The 13,654-nt window shown below is 70.1% G+C and carries 17 protein-coding genes; 9 read left to right on the forward strand and 8 right to left on the reverse strand.

What is annotated here, in order from left to right:
- Nucleotides 1-110 precede the first annotated feature (110 nt).
- Nucleotides 111-551 (reverse strand): MarR family winged helix-turn-helix transcriptional regulator, encoded by a 441-nt coding sequence (locus ABR737_RS15870; protein ID WP_350250828.1) that lies wholly within the window; start codon nt 549-551, stop codon nt 111-113.
- Nucleotides 552-648: 97 nt separating this feature from the next.
- Between ABR737_RS15870 and ABR737_RS15875 the strand changes: the two genes are divergently transcribed.
- Nucleotides 649-1,023: a cupin domain-containing protein gene (locus tag ABR737_RS15875; protein ID WP_350250829.1), complete on the forward strand. Its 375-nt coding sequence runs from the start codon at nt 649-651 to the stop codon at nt 1,021-1,023.
- A 43-nt stretch (nt 1,024-1,066) separates the two neighbouring features.
- Here ABR737_RS15875 and ABR737_RS15880 read toward each other — a convergent pair whose 3' ends face one another.
- Nucleotides 1,067-1,522: a VOC family protein gene (locus ABR737_RS15880; protein WP_350250830.1), complete on the reverse strand. Its 456-nt coding sequence runs from the start codon at nt 1,520-1,522 to the stop codon at nt 1,067-1,069.
- A 416-nt stretch (nt 1,523-1,938) separates the two neighbouring features.
- Between ABR737_RS15880 and ABR737_RS15885 the strand changes: the two genes are divergently transcribed.
- Nucleotides 1,939-2,619, forward strand: a complete 681-nt coding sequence (locus ABR737_RS15885; RefSeq protein ID WP_350250831.1) for a DUF899 family protein — start codon at nt 1,939-1,941, stop codon at nt 2,617-2,619.
- Here ABR737_RS15885 and ABR737_RS15890 read toward each other — a convergent pair.
- Both ABR737_RS15890 and ABR737_RS15895 read right to left on the reverse strand, forming a co-directional pair.
- Entirely contained in the window at nt 2,616-3,269 is a 654-nt protein-coding gene (locus tag ABR737_RS15890; protein ID WP_350256798.1) for a response regulator, read from the reverse strand. The genes ABR737_RS15885 and ABR737_RS15890 overlap by 4 nt on opposite strands.
- 8 nt (nt 3,270-3,277) lie before the next feature.
- Entirely contained in the window at nt 3,278-4,504 is a 1,227-nt protein-coding gene (locus ABR737_RS15895) for a sensor histidine kinase (protein ID WP_350250832.1), read from the reverse strand.
- 176 nt (nt 4,505-4,680) lie between these two features.
- Between ABR737_RS15895 and ABR737_RS15900 the strand changes: the two genes are divergently transcribed.
- Nucleotides 4,681-5,112, forward strand: coding sequence for a hypothetical protein (locus ABR737_RS15900; RefSeq protein ID WP_350250833.1), 432 nt, complete (start codon nt 4,681-4,683; stop codon nt 5,110-5,112).
- Nucleotides 5,113-5,476: 364 nt separating this feature from the next.
- Here ABR737_RS15900 and ABR737_RS15905 read toward each other — a convergent pair whose 3' ends face one another.
- Complete coding sequence (locus ABR737_RS15905; RefSeq protein ID WP_350250834.1) at nt 5,477-6,859, reverse strand: glycine--tRNA ligase; 1,383 nt, start codon at nt 6,857-6,859, stop codon at nt 5,477-5,479.
- Between the two features lie 211 nt (nt 6,860-7,070).
- On the opposite strand from ABR737_RS15905, the gene ABR737_RS15910 reads away from it, so the two are divergent.
- The 6 genes from ABR737_RS15910 to ABR737_RS15935 all read left to right on the forward strand — a co-directional run bounded on the left by ABR737_RS15910 (nt 7,071) and on the right by ABR737_RS15935 (nt 11,561).
- Nucleotides 7,071-8,033, forward strand: a complete 963-nt coding sequence (locus ABR737_RS15910; RefSeq protein ID WP_350250835.1) for a metal ABC transporter substrate-binding protein — start codon at nt 7,071-7,073, stop codon at nt 8,031-8,033.
- A gap of 152 nt (nt 8,034-8,185) precedes the next feature.
- Nucleotides 8,186-8,968 (forward strand): metal ABC transporter ATP-binding protein, encoded by a 783-nt coding sequence (locus tag ABR737_RS15915; RefSeq protein WP_350250836.1) that lies wholly within the window; start codon nt 8,186-8,188, stop codon nt 8,966-8,968.
- A gap of 79 nt (nt 8,969-9,047) precedes the next feature.
- On the forward strand, nt 9,048-9,947 hold the full coding sequence (locus ABR737_RS15920; protein WP_350250837.1) for a metal ABC transporter permease: 900 nt from the start codon (nt 9,048-9,050) through the stop codon (nt 9,945-9,947).
- A 139-nt stretch (nt 9,948-10,086) separates the two neighbouring features.
- On the forward strand, nt 10,087-10,518 hold the full coding sequence (locus ABR737_RS15925) for a Fur family transcriptional regulator (protein WP_350250838.1): 432 nt from the start codon (nt 10,087-10,089) through the stop codon (nt 10,516-10,518).
- A 227-nt stretch (nt 10,519-10,745) separates the two neighbouring features.
- A complete protein-coding gene (locus ABR737_RS15930) occupies nt 10,746-10,874 on the forward strand; it encodes a hypothetical protein (protein WP_350250839.1) in 129 nt (42 codons plus the stop codon).
- Nucleotides 10,875-10,967: 93 nt separating this feature from the next.
- Nucleotides 10,968-11,561, forward strand: coding sequence for a hypothetical protein (locus ABR737_RS15935; RefSeq protein ID WP_350250840.1), 594 nt, complete (start codon nt 10,968-10,970; stop codon nt 11,559-11,561).
- A 91-nt stretch (nt 11,562-11,652) separates the two neighbouring features.
- On the opposite strand, the gene ABR737_RS15940 is transcribed toward ABR737_RS15935, so the two are convergent.
- The 3 genes from ABR737_RS15940 to ABR737_RS15950 all read right to left on the reverse strand — a co-directional run bounded on the left by ABR737_RS15940 (nt 11,653) and on the right by ABR737_RS15950 (nt 13,645).
- On the reverse strand, nt 11,653-12,471 hold the full coding sequence (locus tag ABR737_RS15940; protein WP_350250841.1) for an isoprenyl transferase: 819 nt from the start codon (nt 12,469-12,471) through the stop codon (nt 11,653-11,655).
- Between the two features lie 90 nt (nt 12,472-12,561).
- On the reverse strand, nt 12,562-13,308 hold the full coding sequence (recO, locus tag ABR737_RS15945) for a DNA repair protein RecO (RefSeq protein WP_350250842.1): 747 nt from the start codon (nt 13,306-13,308) through the stop codon (nt 12,562-12,564).
- Between the two features lie 37 nt (nt 13,309-13,345).
- Nucleotides 13,346-13,645, reverse strand: coding sequence for a hypothetical protein (locus ABR737_RS15950; protein WP_350250843.1), 300 nt, complete (start codon nt 13,643-13,645; stop codon nt 13,346-13,348).
- Nucleotides 13,646-13,654: the final 9 nt, after the last annotated feature.

Here is a 13,654-nt window from a genome sequence, read left to right on the forward strand (position 1 = left end):
CGCATTTTCCTGGGGCGACCGGGCCACGCGCTTTCACGAGTGAGGCGTACGACGGCAAGCGGGCCACAGCCTCACCCCTCGGATGACCTCGCCCGCCCCCGGGCCCCGGCTCACCAGGCAGGCCGGATAGGCCCGTTGGGCGCAAGCCGGGCCAGGTCGGCGGCAAGGGCGCCAAAGCGCTCCGCGCCCAGCGACTCCCGCCATGGCGCGACAGCCGCCCGGGCCGCCTGGTCGGCGGCACGCGTCGCCGCCCGGCCACGCTCGGTCAGCTCCAGGAGCCGGGCGCGGGCATCCTGCGGGTGCGGCCGGCGCAGCACATACCCCTTGCGGACCAGTTCCTCGACCAGCTGGGCGGCGGCCTGCTTGGTGACTCCCAGATGCTCGGCCAGATCAGCGGTGGTGACCTCGCCCCGGGAGATCCGGGCAAAGGCGAACCCGTGCACAGGACGCAGGTCCGCGAACCCCTGCTCGGCCACACGTGTGTGAATCTCCTGCACCAGCTGTCCGGACAGCGCGAGCACGAGCGTGGAGAAGGACAGGGCGTCATCCATGCCTTGACTATAACTGGACAAGGGGCTTGTCTATATGGACAAGTAACTTGTCTATACGTGCGGCAGCCGCGCAATGCGGCCGCCCGGGGAGGCCGACATGCCCTTCATCCGCAGTAACGAAGCCGCCGTTCACGAGGTCCACGGCGCACGCTTCCTCTCCTACGTCCGGCCCGCCACCGGCAGCCGGGATCTCGCGGCCTGGACATGCGAGATCCCGGCCGGAACGGTGCCTCCGGCTCATGTGATCAGCCAGGAGGAAGCCTTTTACGTCCTGTCCGGCCGGCTGCGCTTCTCCATCGACGGCGCGACCGCCGAACTCGGCCCCGGCGATGCGGCGGTGGCACCTGCCGGCTCGGCACTGGCGGTGGCCAACCCGGCGGACGAGCCGGCGCGGATGTGGGTCACCACCCGTGCCGGCCTGACCGCCGAGCTGTCCGACGGCAGCAGCATGTCGCCGCCCTGGGCCAACTAAGGGCTGTCCCTTACTTCTTCGACCAGGCGATCAAGCAGCTCGGCTAGGGCCGGAGATAGGGCCGGGTCATGATCTCCATGTTGTGGCCGTCCGGGTCGGCGAAGTAGGCACCGCGGCCGCCGAACCAGCGGTTGATCTGGGCGTTTTCGGTGTGGCCGGGGTCGGCGAAGTAGGTGACCCCGACCGCTTCCAGACGGGCGATCATGTGGTCGAACTGCTCGTCAGGCACGAGAAAGGCGTAGTGCTGTGACTGGATCGGCTCATCGCGCTTCTCGTAGTAGTCGAGCGTCACGCCGTTGCCGAGGTCCACGGGGAGGAACGGCCCGAAGGGAGCGCCGACCTTCAAGCCCAGTATCACGGCCAGGAACTCGGCCGACAGCTGCCGGTCTCTGGCGTAGATGGCGGTGTGGTTCAACTGCACGGAGCTCACCGGCAGCTCGGGTTCCTGCAGGTACTGCGGTTCGTTTGCCTCGTTGGGTTCGTTCAGCTCGTTCGGCATAGGTGGTGGGTGTCTCCGGGTCTTGGGGTCCGCTGGGAAGGGCGCCGCACTGGGGCGCCACGCGAAAGACTTCGGAGAAGGGGGCGGGGCTCTGGCCCGCCTCGCGCTCACGCCGAGGCCGGGGACCCCACTCGTGTATGGCCCATGGCCGACCCGGCAGTCACCCGGGTGATCTTAGTGAGCACGACGGGCCGCGGCAATCAATGGTCGTGGTCGAACAGACACCGCCCGCGGCCGGACAGGGTGCAGCGCGTAACGACCGCAGCGAGGCCGCGTCCCGTGGAGCCCGGTTGATCCGTAGGAGTGCACCGACCGGGTCCTTGTCGTTTCGCTGCCTGGGGAAGCGGTGCGCAGGCATACGTTGATGGGCCACAGCAGAGGGTGCCCACCAGACAGCCGCTGAGCCAGGGGTAGCGATGCGTCAGACCAATCTCACCGGGGAGCCGGCCGACTACGTGAGCGCCCGTGAGGAGCTGCGGGAAGCCGAGATCGAGCTGATGCGTCATCGCGAACGCGTCGCCGGCCTACGTCGCCGGCTGCCGCTGGGCCCCGCCGTAGAGGACTACGTGTTCGAGGAGGGCCCTGCCGATCTGGAGGCTGGTGACTCCCCGGCGCGGACCGTGCGCCTGAGCGAACTCTTCACCCGGCCCGGGCGTGACCTGATCGTCTACCACCTCATGTACGGCAAGAAGCAGACCGAGCCGTGCCCCATGTGCACGATGTGGCTCGACGGGTTCAACGGCGTGGCCCGCCACCTCGCGCAGAACGTCGACCTCGCGATCGTCGCCGCGGCCGGCCTGCCCGCGCTCCGTGCGCACGCCCGGGACCGGAAGTGGACGAATCTGCGGCTGCTCGGCGCCGGGTCCGGCACCTTCAAATACGACCTGGGCAGCGAGGACGCCGAGGGCAACCAGGACTCGACGGTGTCCGTGTTCACCCGCGACGACAGCGGGTCGGTACGCCACGTCTACTCCGTGCACCCCCGGATGTCCGACGACATCGACCAGCGGGGCATCGACCTGCTCAGCCCGGTGTGGCACCTGCTCGACCTCACCCGCCAGGGCCGGGGCAACTGGTTCGCCGCACTCGACTACTAGGGCCTGTCGTCCTGGCCGCCCACCCCGAGGAAGTGCAGCACCGCCAGCACCCGGCGGTGATCGGCGTCCGCCCTGGGCAGGTCCAGTTTGGCGAGGATGTTGTTGATGTGCTTGGCGACCGCGCTCTCGCTCACCACGAGCTGGGCGGCGATGCCCGCGTTGGAGCGGCCCTCGGCCATCAGGGCGAGCACCTCCCGTTCGCGGGCCGTCAGCCGCTCCAGCGGATCGCTGGACCGCCGCACCAGCAACTGGGCGACGACCTGCGGGTCCAGCGCGGTCCCGCCGGCCGCCACCCTCCGCAGCGCCTCGATGAACTCCTCGACATCCGCGACCCGTTGTTTGAGCAGATAGCCGACGCCGCTGGTGTTCGTCGCGAGCAGATCGGCCGCGTAACGCTCCTCGACGTACTGGGAGAGCATCAACACGGCCGTATGCGGCGAGTTCTGACGTATCGACAGCGCGGCACGCACGCCCTCATCGGTGAAGCCGGGCGGCATCCGGACGTCCACCACCGCGAGGTCGGGCCGGTGTTCGCCGACCGCCGCCAGGAGCTCCTGCGCGTCGCCCGCCTCGGCCGCCACCTCGAACCCGGCCATCTCCACCACCTTGACCAGCCCGATCCGCAGCAGCACGGAATCCTCGGCGATCACGGCACGCCTCACATCGGGCACGGCAGCTCCACGTTCATCATGGTCGGGCCCCCCACGGGGCTGCTCATCCGGAAGGTCCCGTCCACGGACCGCACACGCTGGGCGAGCCCCTTCAGACCGCTCCCCTTGGACGGATCGGCGCCACCCACACCGTCGTCGGCGATCACCACCCGCAGTATCCCGCCGAGCCGGGTGACCGTCACGTCCGCCCGGGTCGCCTCCCGTGCGTGCTTGGCGATATTCGTCAGCGCCTCGGAGACCACGAAGTAGGCGACCGCCTCGACGGCCGGTGCCGCCCGCTGCGGCAGGCCGGGCGGCAGATCCACCCGCAGCCGGACGGGCAGCGGGGCACGGGCCGCGAGTCCGGACAGCGCGGCGTCCAGCCCCAGCTCGTCCAGAACGGCCGGGTGCAGCCCGCGCACCAGGTTGTTGAGCTCCTCGATGGCGTCCTTCGCCTCGCGGTGCGCGGCGTCGATGACCTCCCGCGCCTCCGGTGGCAGATCCGTGAGCGTGGCCTTGGCCAGCCCCAGATTCAACGCCAGCGACACCAGCCGCTGCTGCGCGCCGTCGTGCAGATCCCGCTCGATGCGCCGCCGTTCGGCATCCGCGGCGTCCACCGCACCGGCCCGGCTCTCGGTAAGGTCCTCGACCCGGCGCGCCAGCTCCTCGGACCGGCTCACACCCAGCACGGCCCGCCCCACCAGGATCTCCAGCCGGACGAGTCCGGTGGCCAGAGGGGGCACCCCGGCGAGGGCCAGCAGTCCTGCCACCGTGAGATATACGGCGTTGGTGGTGTATCCCCCGTGCGCCTGCCGCCACTCCCCCGGCACCACCCAGACCCACACCAGGACCAGCGACGCCGCCAGTGCCGCCAACAGCAGTGCCAGCAGCAGGAATTCCAGTACGCCGAGCAGCGGACCGATCAACAGGTGGTAGCCGAACTGCCGCTTGGCCTCCTTGAACCGCAGCCGCGGCAGCTCCACCCCGCACAGCGCCCGGAACCGCCAGCGCTGCGGCTCGGTCAGTCCCCAGCCCGCGACGGCCAGCAGGGGAAGCGAGAACGCCAGTATCACCGGCGTCTCGGGGTCCGGGTCGAGCGCGGTGCCGAGCGACAGCACCACCACCCAGACGTGCAGCGCCAGGGGAAGGAGATGCAGCGTCATTCCGGCGGCTATGAAGGCGATGTCACGCCGCATACGGACGAGAGCCCGGCGCAGCCGGGGCGGGACGGTCATGATCCAACCGTATGGGGCGGGTTCACCCGGCGGCCATGACAGCAGTGTCCGCAGCGAGGGTGTAGCTGGTGCCACCCCAAGTCGGACAGCGGCGTTACTGACGGTGGCCGGCGAAAACCGGAGTGTTGATCCCGAGCCCGACGGCCGGGTTCGCGACTTCGAAAGAGACCCTTTCCATGACTCTGACCGCCTTCAACGCCCCGTTCAAGAGCGGCAGTTGCCCTGTCACCGGCAGCGCCCGCGGCCCCGTACGGCTCACCGCGGCGCGCCGGCTGCAGGGCAGGATCCTGACCGGCGCCGGGCTCGCGCTCCTCCCCTGGCTCGGCTACCTGGCCGGCACCCTGCCGCCCGCCGAGGCCGCCGCCTGGGTCGTCCTGGACGCCCTGGAGGCCGCCGCCCTCCTCGCCGCCGGCACCCGGCTGCTGCGCGGCGACTCCCGCCACCGCGCACCCGCGGCCGCCGCGGCCGTCCTGCTCCTCGCCGACGCCTGCCTCGACCTGGCCACCGCCGCCCCTGGCACGGAGCTGGCCACCGCCCTCGCCATGGCCGTCGGCGCGGAACTGCCCCTGGCGGGCCTGTGTGCCTGGCGGGCGTCGCGGCGGTCGTGAGGCCTGGGGGGGGGGTAGGGGGTCGGCCTGAGGGAGGCCTAGGGGATCGGCCTACGGGGTGGGCCTAGGGGGCGGGCGAACACATCCCGTAAGGGGTGCGAGGGCCCCCTGCGGGCCACAACGCGGGGGCGCGGAGAGGCATTCCCGCTGAGGCATTCCCGCTGCCGGCCCAGCCCCCGCGACACCCGCCCAGGCCCCTGCGCCCTCCCCTCCCCCACACCGCACACAAAAGCGCCGGCCGAGCCCGGAAGATCCGAGCCCGGCCGGCGCTTGAGGTCACACCTCAGGCCACGCCTGACATCACGCCTGACGTCACACCTGGCGTCACATCTGACATCACAGGTGGACGCCGCCCCGCGAAGGATTAGCAGCCGAGCAGCCGCGCGCCCAGGTAGGCCTGGATCTGGTCCAGGCTGACCCGCTCCTGCTTCATGGTGTCGCGCTCGCGCACGGTCACCGCGTCGTCGTCGAGGGTGTCGAAGTCGACCGTGACGCAGAACGGCGTACCGATCTCGTCCTGGCGGCGGTAGCGGCGGCCGATCGCGCCCGCGTCGTCGAACTCGATGTTCCAGTTCTTGCGCAGGTCCGTGGCCAGCCCCTTCGCCTTCGGCGACAGCTGCGGGTTACGGGACAGCGGCAGCACCGCGACCTTGACCGGCGCCAGGCGCGGGTCGAGCTGCATGACGGTGCGCTTCTCCATCTTGCCCTTGGCGTTGGGCGCCTCGTCCTCGATGTACGCGTCGAGCATGAAGGCGAGCATCGCGCGGTTCACGCCGGCCGCCGGCTCGATGACGTACGGAGTCCAGCGCTCGCCGGCCTCCTGGTCGAAGTAGGAGAGGTCCTGGCCGGACGCCTTGGCGTGCGCGGACAGGTCGAAGTCGGTGCGGTTGGCCACGCCCTCCAGCTCGGAGAACTCGGTGCCGCCGAAGTTGAAGCGGTACTCGATGTCGGCGGTGCGCTTGGAGTAGTGCGAGAGCTTCTCGGCCGGGTGCTCGAACCAGCGGATGTTCTCCTCGCGGATGCCGAGGTCGCGGTACCAGTTCCACCGCTCGGCCATCCAGTACTCCTGCCACTTCTCGTCCTCGCCCGGCTTGACGAAGAACTCCATCTCCATCTGCTCGAACTCGCGGGTCCGGAAGATGAAGTTGCCGGGCGTGATCTCGTTGCGGAAGGACTTGCCCATCTGCGCGATGCCGAACGGCGGCTTCTTGCGCGACGTCTGCTGCACCTGGGCGAAGTTGGTGAAGATGCCCTGCGCGGTCTCGGGGCGCAGGTAGGCGACCGAGGCGGTGTCCTGCGAGGGGCCGAGGTGGGTGGAGAGCAGGCCGGAGAACTGCTTGGGCTCGGTGAAGCCGCCCTTGTTGCCGCAGTGCGGGCAGTTGATGTCCGCCATGCCGTTCTCGGGGAGCCGGCCGTGCTTGGCCTCGTACGCCTCTTCCAGGTGGTCGGCGCGGAAGCGCTTGTGGCAGGAGGTGCACTCGGTGAGCGGGTCGGTGAAGGTGGCGACGTGGCCGGACGCCTGCCAGACCTCGGGGGCCAGGATCACCGACGAGTCGAGGCCGACCACGTCTTCGCGGGAGGTGACCATGGCGCGCCACCACTGACGCTTGATGTTCTCCTTGAGCTCGACGCCCAGCGGACCGTAGTCCCAGGCAGCGCGGGAGCCACCGTAGATCTCACTGCAGGGGTATACGAAGCCACGGCGCTTGCTCAGGCTGACGATGGTATCGATCTTGTCGGCGGCCACGGTGCTCTCTTCATTACGACGACGAACGATGGACGGGCGGCGCCCGAACGTCTCGCTGGGGGGTGCAGGCCGGGAGACGGGTGGGCGAATAGTTCAGGGTACCGGCGGCCGTACCCTCTGGATCAAATCGGTTACGGCCCCGCTGTCGCCCCGCTCACAGCCACCCATTCGCTGTTGACAATCGTTTCCAACTTTGTTGAAAATGAGTGTCATGAACATACGCCGTCACATATCCACCGCGACCCTCGCCGGAGTCTCGGTGCTCGGCCTGCTGGCCCTCTCCGCCTGCTCCCCCGCCGGCGGGGCCCGCACCGAGGACGGCAGGCTGCGGGTGACAGCGTCCTTCTACCCCATGGAATTCCTCGCCCGGCAGATCGGCGGGAAGCACGTCGAGGTGACCGACCTCACCAAGCCGGGCACCGAGCCGCACGACCTGGAGCTCACCCCGAGGCAGACCGGCCAGCTCGGCGATTCCGGCGCGATCGTCTACCTCAAGGGCCTGCAGCCCGCCGTGGACGACGCCGTCGCACAGTCCGGCAACAAACACGTCGCCGACGCCGCCGCGCTGACCTCCCTCGAAAAGCACGGCACCGAGGTCGACGGCCACCACCACACCACCGGCGACAACCACTCCCACTCCGAGGCCGAGGGCGGCAACGACCCGCACATCTGGCTCGACCCCGTGAAGTACGCCGAGGTCGCCAAGGGCGTGAACAAGACCCTCGCCAAGGCCGACCCGGACCACCGGGCCGCCTACCAGAAGAACACCGATGCGCTGGTGAAGAAGCTGGACGGGCTGGACAAGGCCTTCCGGGACGGACTGAAGAAGCGGTCCTCGGACACCTTCCTCACCACCCACGCGGCCTTCGGCTACCTCGCCGAGCGCTACGGCCTGACCGAGGAGGCCATCAGCGGCCTCGACCCCGAGTCCGAGCCCAGCGCCCACCGCATCAGGGACCTGCACACCCTCGCCGCCGAGCACCACGTCTCGACCGTCTTCTTCGAGACAATCGCCAACCCGGCCACCGCCAAGGCCCTGGCCGGCGACCTGCACCTGAAGACGGATGTCCTCGACCCGCTCGAAGGGATCAACGACAAGTCCCGCGGCAGGGACTACTTCGGGGTGCAGCGCGCCAACCTCGCCGCGCTCCAGAAGGCGCTCGGCAGCAAGTGACGGAGACCGGACAAGTGACACAGACCGGACGAGCGACGGAGACGAGCCGCGGAGACCGGACGAGCGACGGGCACCGGGCAGGCAGCGGACACCCGGCACCCGACGGACAGCCGCAAGTGACGGACACCGCACCACACGTGACGGAGGTCACCATGAACCAGCCCTCGCCCGGCCAGCCGGTCATCGACCTGCGCGGGGCCACCGCATCCCTGGGCGCCCGCCCCGTGCTGCGCGGCGTCGACCTGACGGTGCACACCGGCGAGGTCGTCGCGCTCCTCGGCGCCAACGGCTCCGGCAAGTCCACCGCCGTCCGCTCGGTGATCGGCCAGGTCCCGCTCACCGGCGGCGACCTGGCCCTCTTCGGCACGCCGTTCCGGCGGTTCCGGGACTGGGCCCGGGTCGGGTACGTACCGCAGCGCACCACCGCGGCCGGCGGCGTCCCTGCCACGGTCCGCGAGGTCGTCACGGCCGGCCGGCTCGCCCGTACGAAGCTGGGAATCCTGCGCAAGGCCGACCGCGCCGCCGTGCACCACGCCCTGGAACTGGTCGGCATGGCGGACCGGGCCAAGGACTCCGTCAACGCGCTCTCCGGCGGACAGCACCAGCGGGTGCTGATCGCCCGCGCGCTGGCCGGCGAACCGGACCTGCTGATCATGGACGAGCCGATGGCCGGCGTCGACCTGGTCAGCCAGGAAGTGCTCGCCTCCGCACTGCGCGAACAGGTCGGCCGCGGCACCACCGTCCTGCTCGTGCTGCACGAGCTGGGCCCGCTGGAGCCGCTGATCGACCGCGCGGTGGTGCTGCGGGACGGCTGCGTGGTCCACGACGGCCCGCCGCCCGAGGCCGTGGGCCAGCATGCGCTGCCCGGCCACGATCATGTCCACCCGCACGCCGACGCGGCCGCGGAACCGATCCGGACGGGGCTGCTGAGCTGATGCCGCGATCTTCCGGGGACACCCCCCGCACCCCCAGCCGACACCCGAGCGCCAGCTCCCTTTCGCGAGGACGACCGACATGGAAATCCTGAGCTACGCCTTTATGCAGCGGGCCCTGATCGCCGCCCTGATCGTCGGCGTCACCGCACCCGCCATCGGCATCTACCTCGTCCAGCGCCGCCAGGCCCTGATGGGCGACGGCATCGGCCATGTCGCGCTCACCGGTGTCGGCCTCGGCTTCCTGCTCAACACCAGCCCGGTGTGGGTGGCCACCGCCGTGGCCATCGCCGGCTCCGTCGTCATGGAGCTGATCCGCTGGTACGGCAAGACCCGCGGTGACCTGGCACTGGCCATGCTGTTCTACGGCGGTATGGCGGGCGGCGTGATGCTGATGAACCTCTCCGACGCCGGCTCCAACGCCAACCTCGGCACCTACCTCTTCGGCTCGATCACCACCGTCTCGCCCCAGGACATGACCACGATCTACGTCCTGGCCGCCCTGGTGCTGGCGATCACGATCGGACTGCGCCGCCAGTTGTTCGCCGTCTGCCAGGACGAGGAATTCGCCCGGGTGACGGGCCTGCCGGTACGGCTGCTCAACCTGCTGGTCGCCGTCACCGCCGCGGTCACCGTCACCGTCGCCATGCGGGTCGTCGGGCTGCTGCTGGTCAGTGCCCTGATGGTGATCCCGGTCGCGGCCGCCCAGCAGATCAGCCGCAGCTTCGCCCTCACCTTCGCGGTGGCCGTCGCGATCGGTGTCGCGGTCACTCTTACGGGCACCGCCACCTCGTTCTACGTGGACGTGCCGTCCGGCGCCACGATCGTGCTGTTCGCCATCGGACTGTTCGTGCTCTTCACGGCGCTCGCCGCGCCGCTCGCGAAAAAGCGCGCCAGGGCTGCCGCGGAGGGCACCGAGGGGTGCACCCTGGAGGTACCCGGCGGCCGCGCCGCCATGGACGATGTCAGCGTGGCCGGATGAGCGCGGGCAGAGAGGCGTCGGCAGGTAGCGTGAGCACAGAGACGTACGCGTAAGCGTCCCCCCGGTGGCCCGGCCATCACCTGGCACAATGACGGAACGCACGTGCAGGGGGAAGTCCTGACGTCCTAGGGAGGCAACGGTGGCGACGAGCGCGGGATCTCCGGTACGCGGCCGGTCGACGCGGCAGCGGACCGCGGTGTCGGCCGCACTCGACGAGGTCGAGGAGTTCCGCAGTGCGCAGGAGCTGCACGACATGCTCAAGCACAAGGGCGACTCGGTCGGGCTGACCACCGTCTACCGGACGCTGCAGTCCCTCGCCGATGCCGGTGAGGTCGACGTACTGCGCACCAGCGAGGGCGAGGCCGTCTACCGCCGGTGCAGCACCGACGATCACCATCACCATCTGGTGTGCCGGGCCTGCGGCAAGGCCGTCGAGGTCGAGGGCCCCGCGGTGGAGAAGTGGGCCGACCAGATCGCCGCGGAACACGGCTTCCGGGACGTCGCGCACACCATCGAGATCTTCGGGACCTGCGGGGAGTGCGCGGCACGGTCCGCCGCGGAGCAGAAGTAGCCGCGGAGCGGAAGTAGCGGAGCAGAAGCCGCAGAGCCGCCGTAGCCGCAGGGCACGAGCAGCAGCGAGCACGCGAACGGGCCGCCTCCACACGGAGGCGGCCCTTCCGTCTGTCCGGACCGTCTGTCCGGACCGCCGAACCGCGCCAGGGGCATCTGTCAGGTACACGCCCCTGCTAGCCTTACGCGGCATCAGCGTGGAGCCACACGCGTACACGGGGGTAGAACATGGACGTTCTCGGGGAACTCCGGGACGACGGCACCGAGCCGGCTGGCGATGCGGTCGGGATCGGCAAGGACGTCATGACGACGCCGGCCGAGCTCGCGCACCTCGCGACGACCCGCTCTCCACTCTGAGCACGTCGGCCACCCGCCGTCGCCTGCCGCCCGTCGCCTGCCGCAGACCTGCTGACGAAGCATCCGCTTTGCTGGACGAGAGAGAACTCCTGCATGTTCGCCCGCCGCCTGCTCGCCGCAGCCGCTGTCGCTGCGGCACTGGCCACACTGACCTCCTGCAAGGGCGAGGGCACGGACGCTTCCCCGGAAGCAACCGCCTCGGCCGCCTCAGCCGCCCCGGACGCCTCATCCCCGGCGGCCGCGCCCTCCGGCTCACCGGCCCCCTCGGCCCCGGCGTCCGCCCCGGCCTCGCCCGTGAAGGACCTGCCGATCGACCCGGAGCCGTCCTCCGACTGCACCCCGGGCAAGGTGACCAAGGGGCACCGGATGGTGCAGGTCATGGGCGCGCCGTCGCAGGGCGCGCTGTCCGTCCGGGCGGCGAAGTTCGCCTGCGATCCCAACGGCGGAGGCTATGCGGGGACCGGGAAGGCCGCCCGACAGCCGCTGGCCCCGGGCGTCACGGCCGAGCTGAGCACCGGCGCGACCGGCCACCGCACGGTGCCCCTCGCCACGCTCACCCGGCACCTCACCGCCTGCCTGAAGCACGACCAGGTCAAGCCGCCGCTCGCCTGCTCGGGAGACATCTACGAGATCACCGTGAACGGCTCCGGCGCCGTCTCGCACCTCCGCGAGATCTGGCACTCCTGACGGCACACGAGGCAGAGGGGCCAGGGGCCGGCGGCGTTCGCCCGAACACCGCCGGCCCCTGGCCCGCCCTCTTGGCACACCCCTGGGCGCCCTACCCCGCGGACTGGTCCTCCGCCTCCGGCGCAGCCCCGAACCTGCGGTCCCGCTTCGCATACTCCAGGCACGCCTGCCACAGATTCCGGCGGTCGAAATCCGGCCACAGAATGTCCTGGAAAACCATCTCGGCATAGGCGCTCTGCCAGATCAGGTAGTTCGAGGTCCGCTGCTCACCGGACGGCCGCACGAAGAGATCCACATCCGGCATGTCCGGGTAGTACATGTACTTCGCGATGGTCTTCTCGTTCACCTTCGACGGGTCCAGCTTTCCGGCCCGCACATCCGCCGCGATGGCCGCCGCCGCATCCGCGATCTCGGCCCGCCCGCCGTAATTCACGCAGAAATACAGCGTCATGGCGTCATTGTTCTTGGTCTGCTCCTGGGCGATCTGGAGTTCCTGCACCACGGACTTCCACAGCTTCGGCATCCGGCCGACCCACCGGATGCGAATACCCAGCGCGTCCATTTCGTCACGCCGGCGCCGGATCACATCGCGGTTGAAGTTCATCAGGAACTTCACCTCGTCGGGCGACCGCTTCCAGTTCTCCGTCGAGAAGGCGTACAGCGAAAGGTTCTTCACGCCCATTTCGATGCAACCCTTGAGGACGTCCATGACGACACCCTCGCCGACCTTGTGGCCCTCGGTGCGCGGCAGCCCGCGCTCCTTGGCCCAGCGGCCGTTGCCGTCCATGACGACCGCCACATGGTTCGGGACGAGCTCACCGGGGATCTTCGGCGGCCGCGCACCGGAAGGGTGCAGCTCGGGCGTCACGTACTCACGTCGATTACGGCCCAGAATCCCGCGTCGTGCCATGCGGCCCACGTCTCCTATGTGTCTTGAGGGCGTTTGTGTCTTGAGGGCTTTTTGCCTTGAGGAGCGTATGTGTCTTTGGGGTGCTGTTCGCTATTTCTCTACGTACCGGAGGGAACGCAGGCCCCGCTCCAGATGCCAGTGCAGATACGCCGTGACGAGCCCGCTGCCCTCCCGGGCATGACGGGCCTCGCAGGCGTCCGCGGTCTCCCAGTCGCCGGTCAGCAGCGCGCTCAGGAGGCCGATGGCCTCAGAGGAGGGTACGACGCTCCCCGGCACCCGGCAGTCACCGCAGGTCACACCGCCCGCCCCCACGGAGAAGAACCGGTTGGGGCCGGGCAGCCCGCACCGTGCGCAGCTGTCGAAACTCGGCGCATAGCCGTTGACGGCGAGCGAGCGCAGCAGAAAGGCGTCCAGCACCAGATGCGGCTCGTGCTCGCCGTTGGCCAGCGTCCGCAGCCCGCCGACCAGCAGCAGGTACTGCTGTACGGCGGGCTCGCCCTCGTGGTCGGTGAACCGCTCGGCGGTCTCCAGCATGGCCGTGCCGGCCGTGTAGCGGGCGTAGTCCGTGACGATCCCGCCGCCGTACGCCGCGATCGTCTCGCTCTGCGTGCACAGCGGCAGCCCGCGCCCGATCAGCTCGCTGCCGCGCGCATAGAACTGCACGTCGACGTGCGAGAACGGCTCCAGCCGCGCCCCGAACTTCGACTTCGTGCGCCGCACCCCACGCGCCACCGCACGGACCCGGCCGTGGCCCCGGGTGAGCAGCGTGATGATCCGGTCCGCCTCACCCAGCTTCTGGGTGCGCAGCACGATGCCGTCGTCGCGGAACAGACTCATGGCGCCATTCTCGCGCATCGGCGGGGGCGGACGTCCCTCAGGCCCGTTCGCCCCTGCTGCGGGCATTGACGTACGCGGTCGCGACGCTCAGCCGCTCGGCGACGGTGTCCCGCGGGTGCGGCGCGGGCTCGGCGGGACACGGCGGAGCCCCGTCGAGCGCACGGGTCAGCCGCCGGGCGACGTCCATCGTGCACCGTCCCAGCTCCACGAGCGGCGGCAGATACCGATGCTCGTACGAGACGGGATCGGGGCGCAGGGAAGGCAGCACGACGCCGACGCGGGCGAGGGCTTTCCGCAGATCCGTCGTCACGGTTTCCACTTCCTTGGGCTGATTCATGATCGTCCG

The organism is Streptomyces sp. Edi2, from assembly GCF_040253635.1.
Taxonomy (GTDB): Bacteria; Actinomycetota; Actinomycetes; order Streptomycetales; family Streptomycetaceae; genus Streptomyces.

Coding starts and splice junctions, on each gene's coding strand:
- ABR737_RS15900 (WP_350250833.1), top strand. CDS start 4,681: ATGACTCTGACCGCCTTCAACGCCCCGTTCAAGAGCGGCAGTTGCCCT.
- ABR737_RS15930 (WP_350250839.1), top strand. CDS start 10,746: ATGGACGTTCTCGGGGAACTCCGGGACGACGGCACCGAGCCGGCTGGC.
- ABR737_RS15940 (WP_350250841.1), bottom strand. CDS start 12,471: ATGGCACGACGCGGGATTCTGGGCCGTAATCGACGTGAGTACGTGACG.
- ABR737_RS15915 (WP_350250836.1), top strand. CDS start 8,186: ATGAACCAGCCCTCGCCCGGCCAGCCGGTCATCGACCTGCGCGGGGCC.
- ABR737_RS15880 (WP_350250830.1), bottom strand. CDS start 1,522: ATGCCGAACGAGCTGAACGAACCCAACGAGGCAAACGAACCGCAGTAC.
- ABR737_RS15875 (WP_350250829.1), top strand. CDS start 649: ATGCCCTTCATCCGCAGTAACGAAGCCGCCGTTCACGAGGTCCACGGC.
- recO (WP_350250842.1), bottom strand. CDS start 13,308: ATGAGTCTGTTCCGCGACGACGGCATCGTGCTGCGCACCCAGAAGCTG.
- ABR737_RS15920 (WP_350250837.1), top strand. CDS start 9,048: ATGGAAATCCTGAGCTACGCCTTTATGCAGCGGGCCCTGATCGCCGCC.
- ABR737_RS15895 (WP_350250832.1), bottom strand. CDS start 4,504: ATGACCGTCCCGCCCCGGCTGCGCCGGGCTCTCGTCCGTATGCGGCGT.
- ABR737_RS15885 (WP_350250831.1), top strand. CDS start 1,939: ATGCGTCAGACCAATCTCACCGGGGAGCCGGCCGACTACGTGAGCGCC.
- ABR737_RS15910 (WP_350250835.1), top strand. CDS start 7,071: ATGAACATACGCCGTCACATATCCACCGCGACCCTCGCCGGAGTCTCG.
- ABR737_RS15870 (WP_350250828.1), bottom strand. CDS start 551: ATGGATGACGCCCTGTCCTTCTCCACGCTCGTGCTCGCGCTGTCCGGA.
- ABR737_RS15950 (WP_350250843.1), bottom strand. CDS start 13,645: ATGAATCAGCCCAAGGAAGTGGAAACCGTGACGACGGATCTGCGGAAA.
- ABR737_RS15935 (WP_350250840.1), top strand. CDS start 10,968: ATGTTCGCCCGCCGCCTGCTCGCCGCAGCCGCTGTCGCTGCGGCACTG.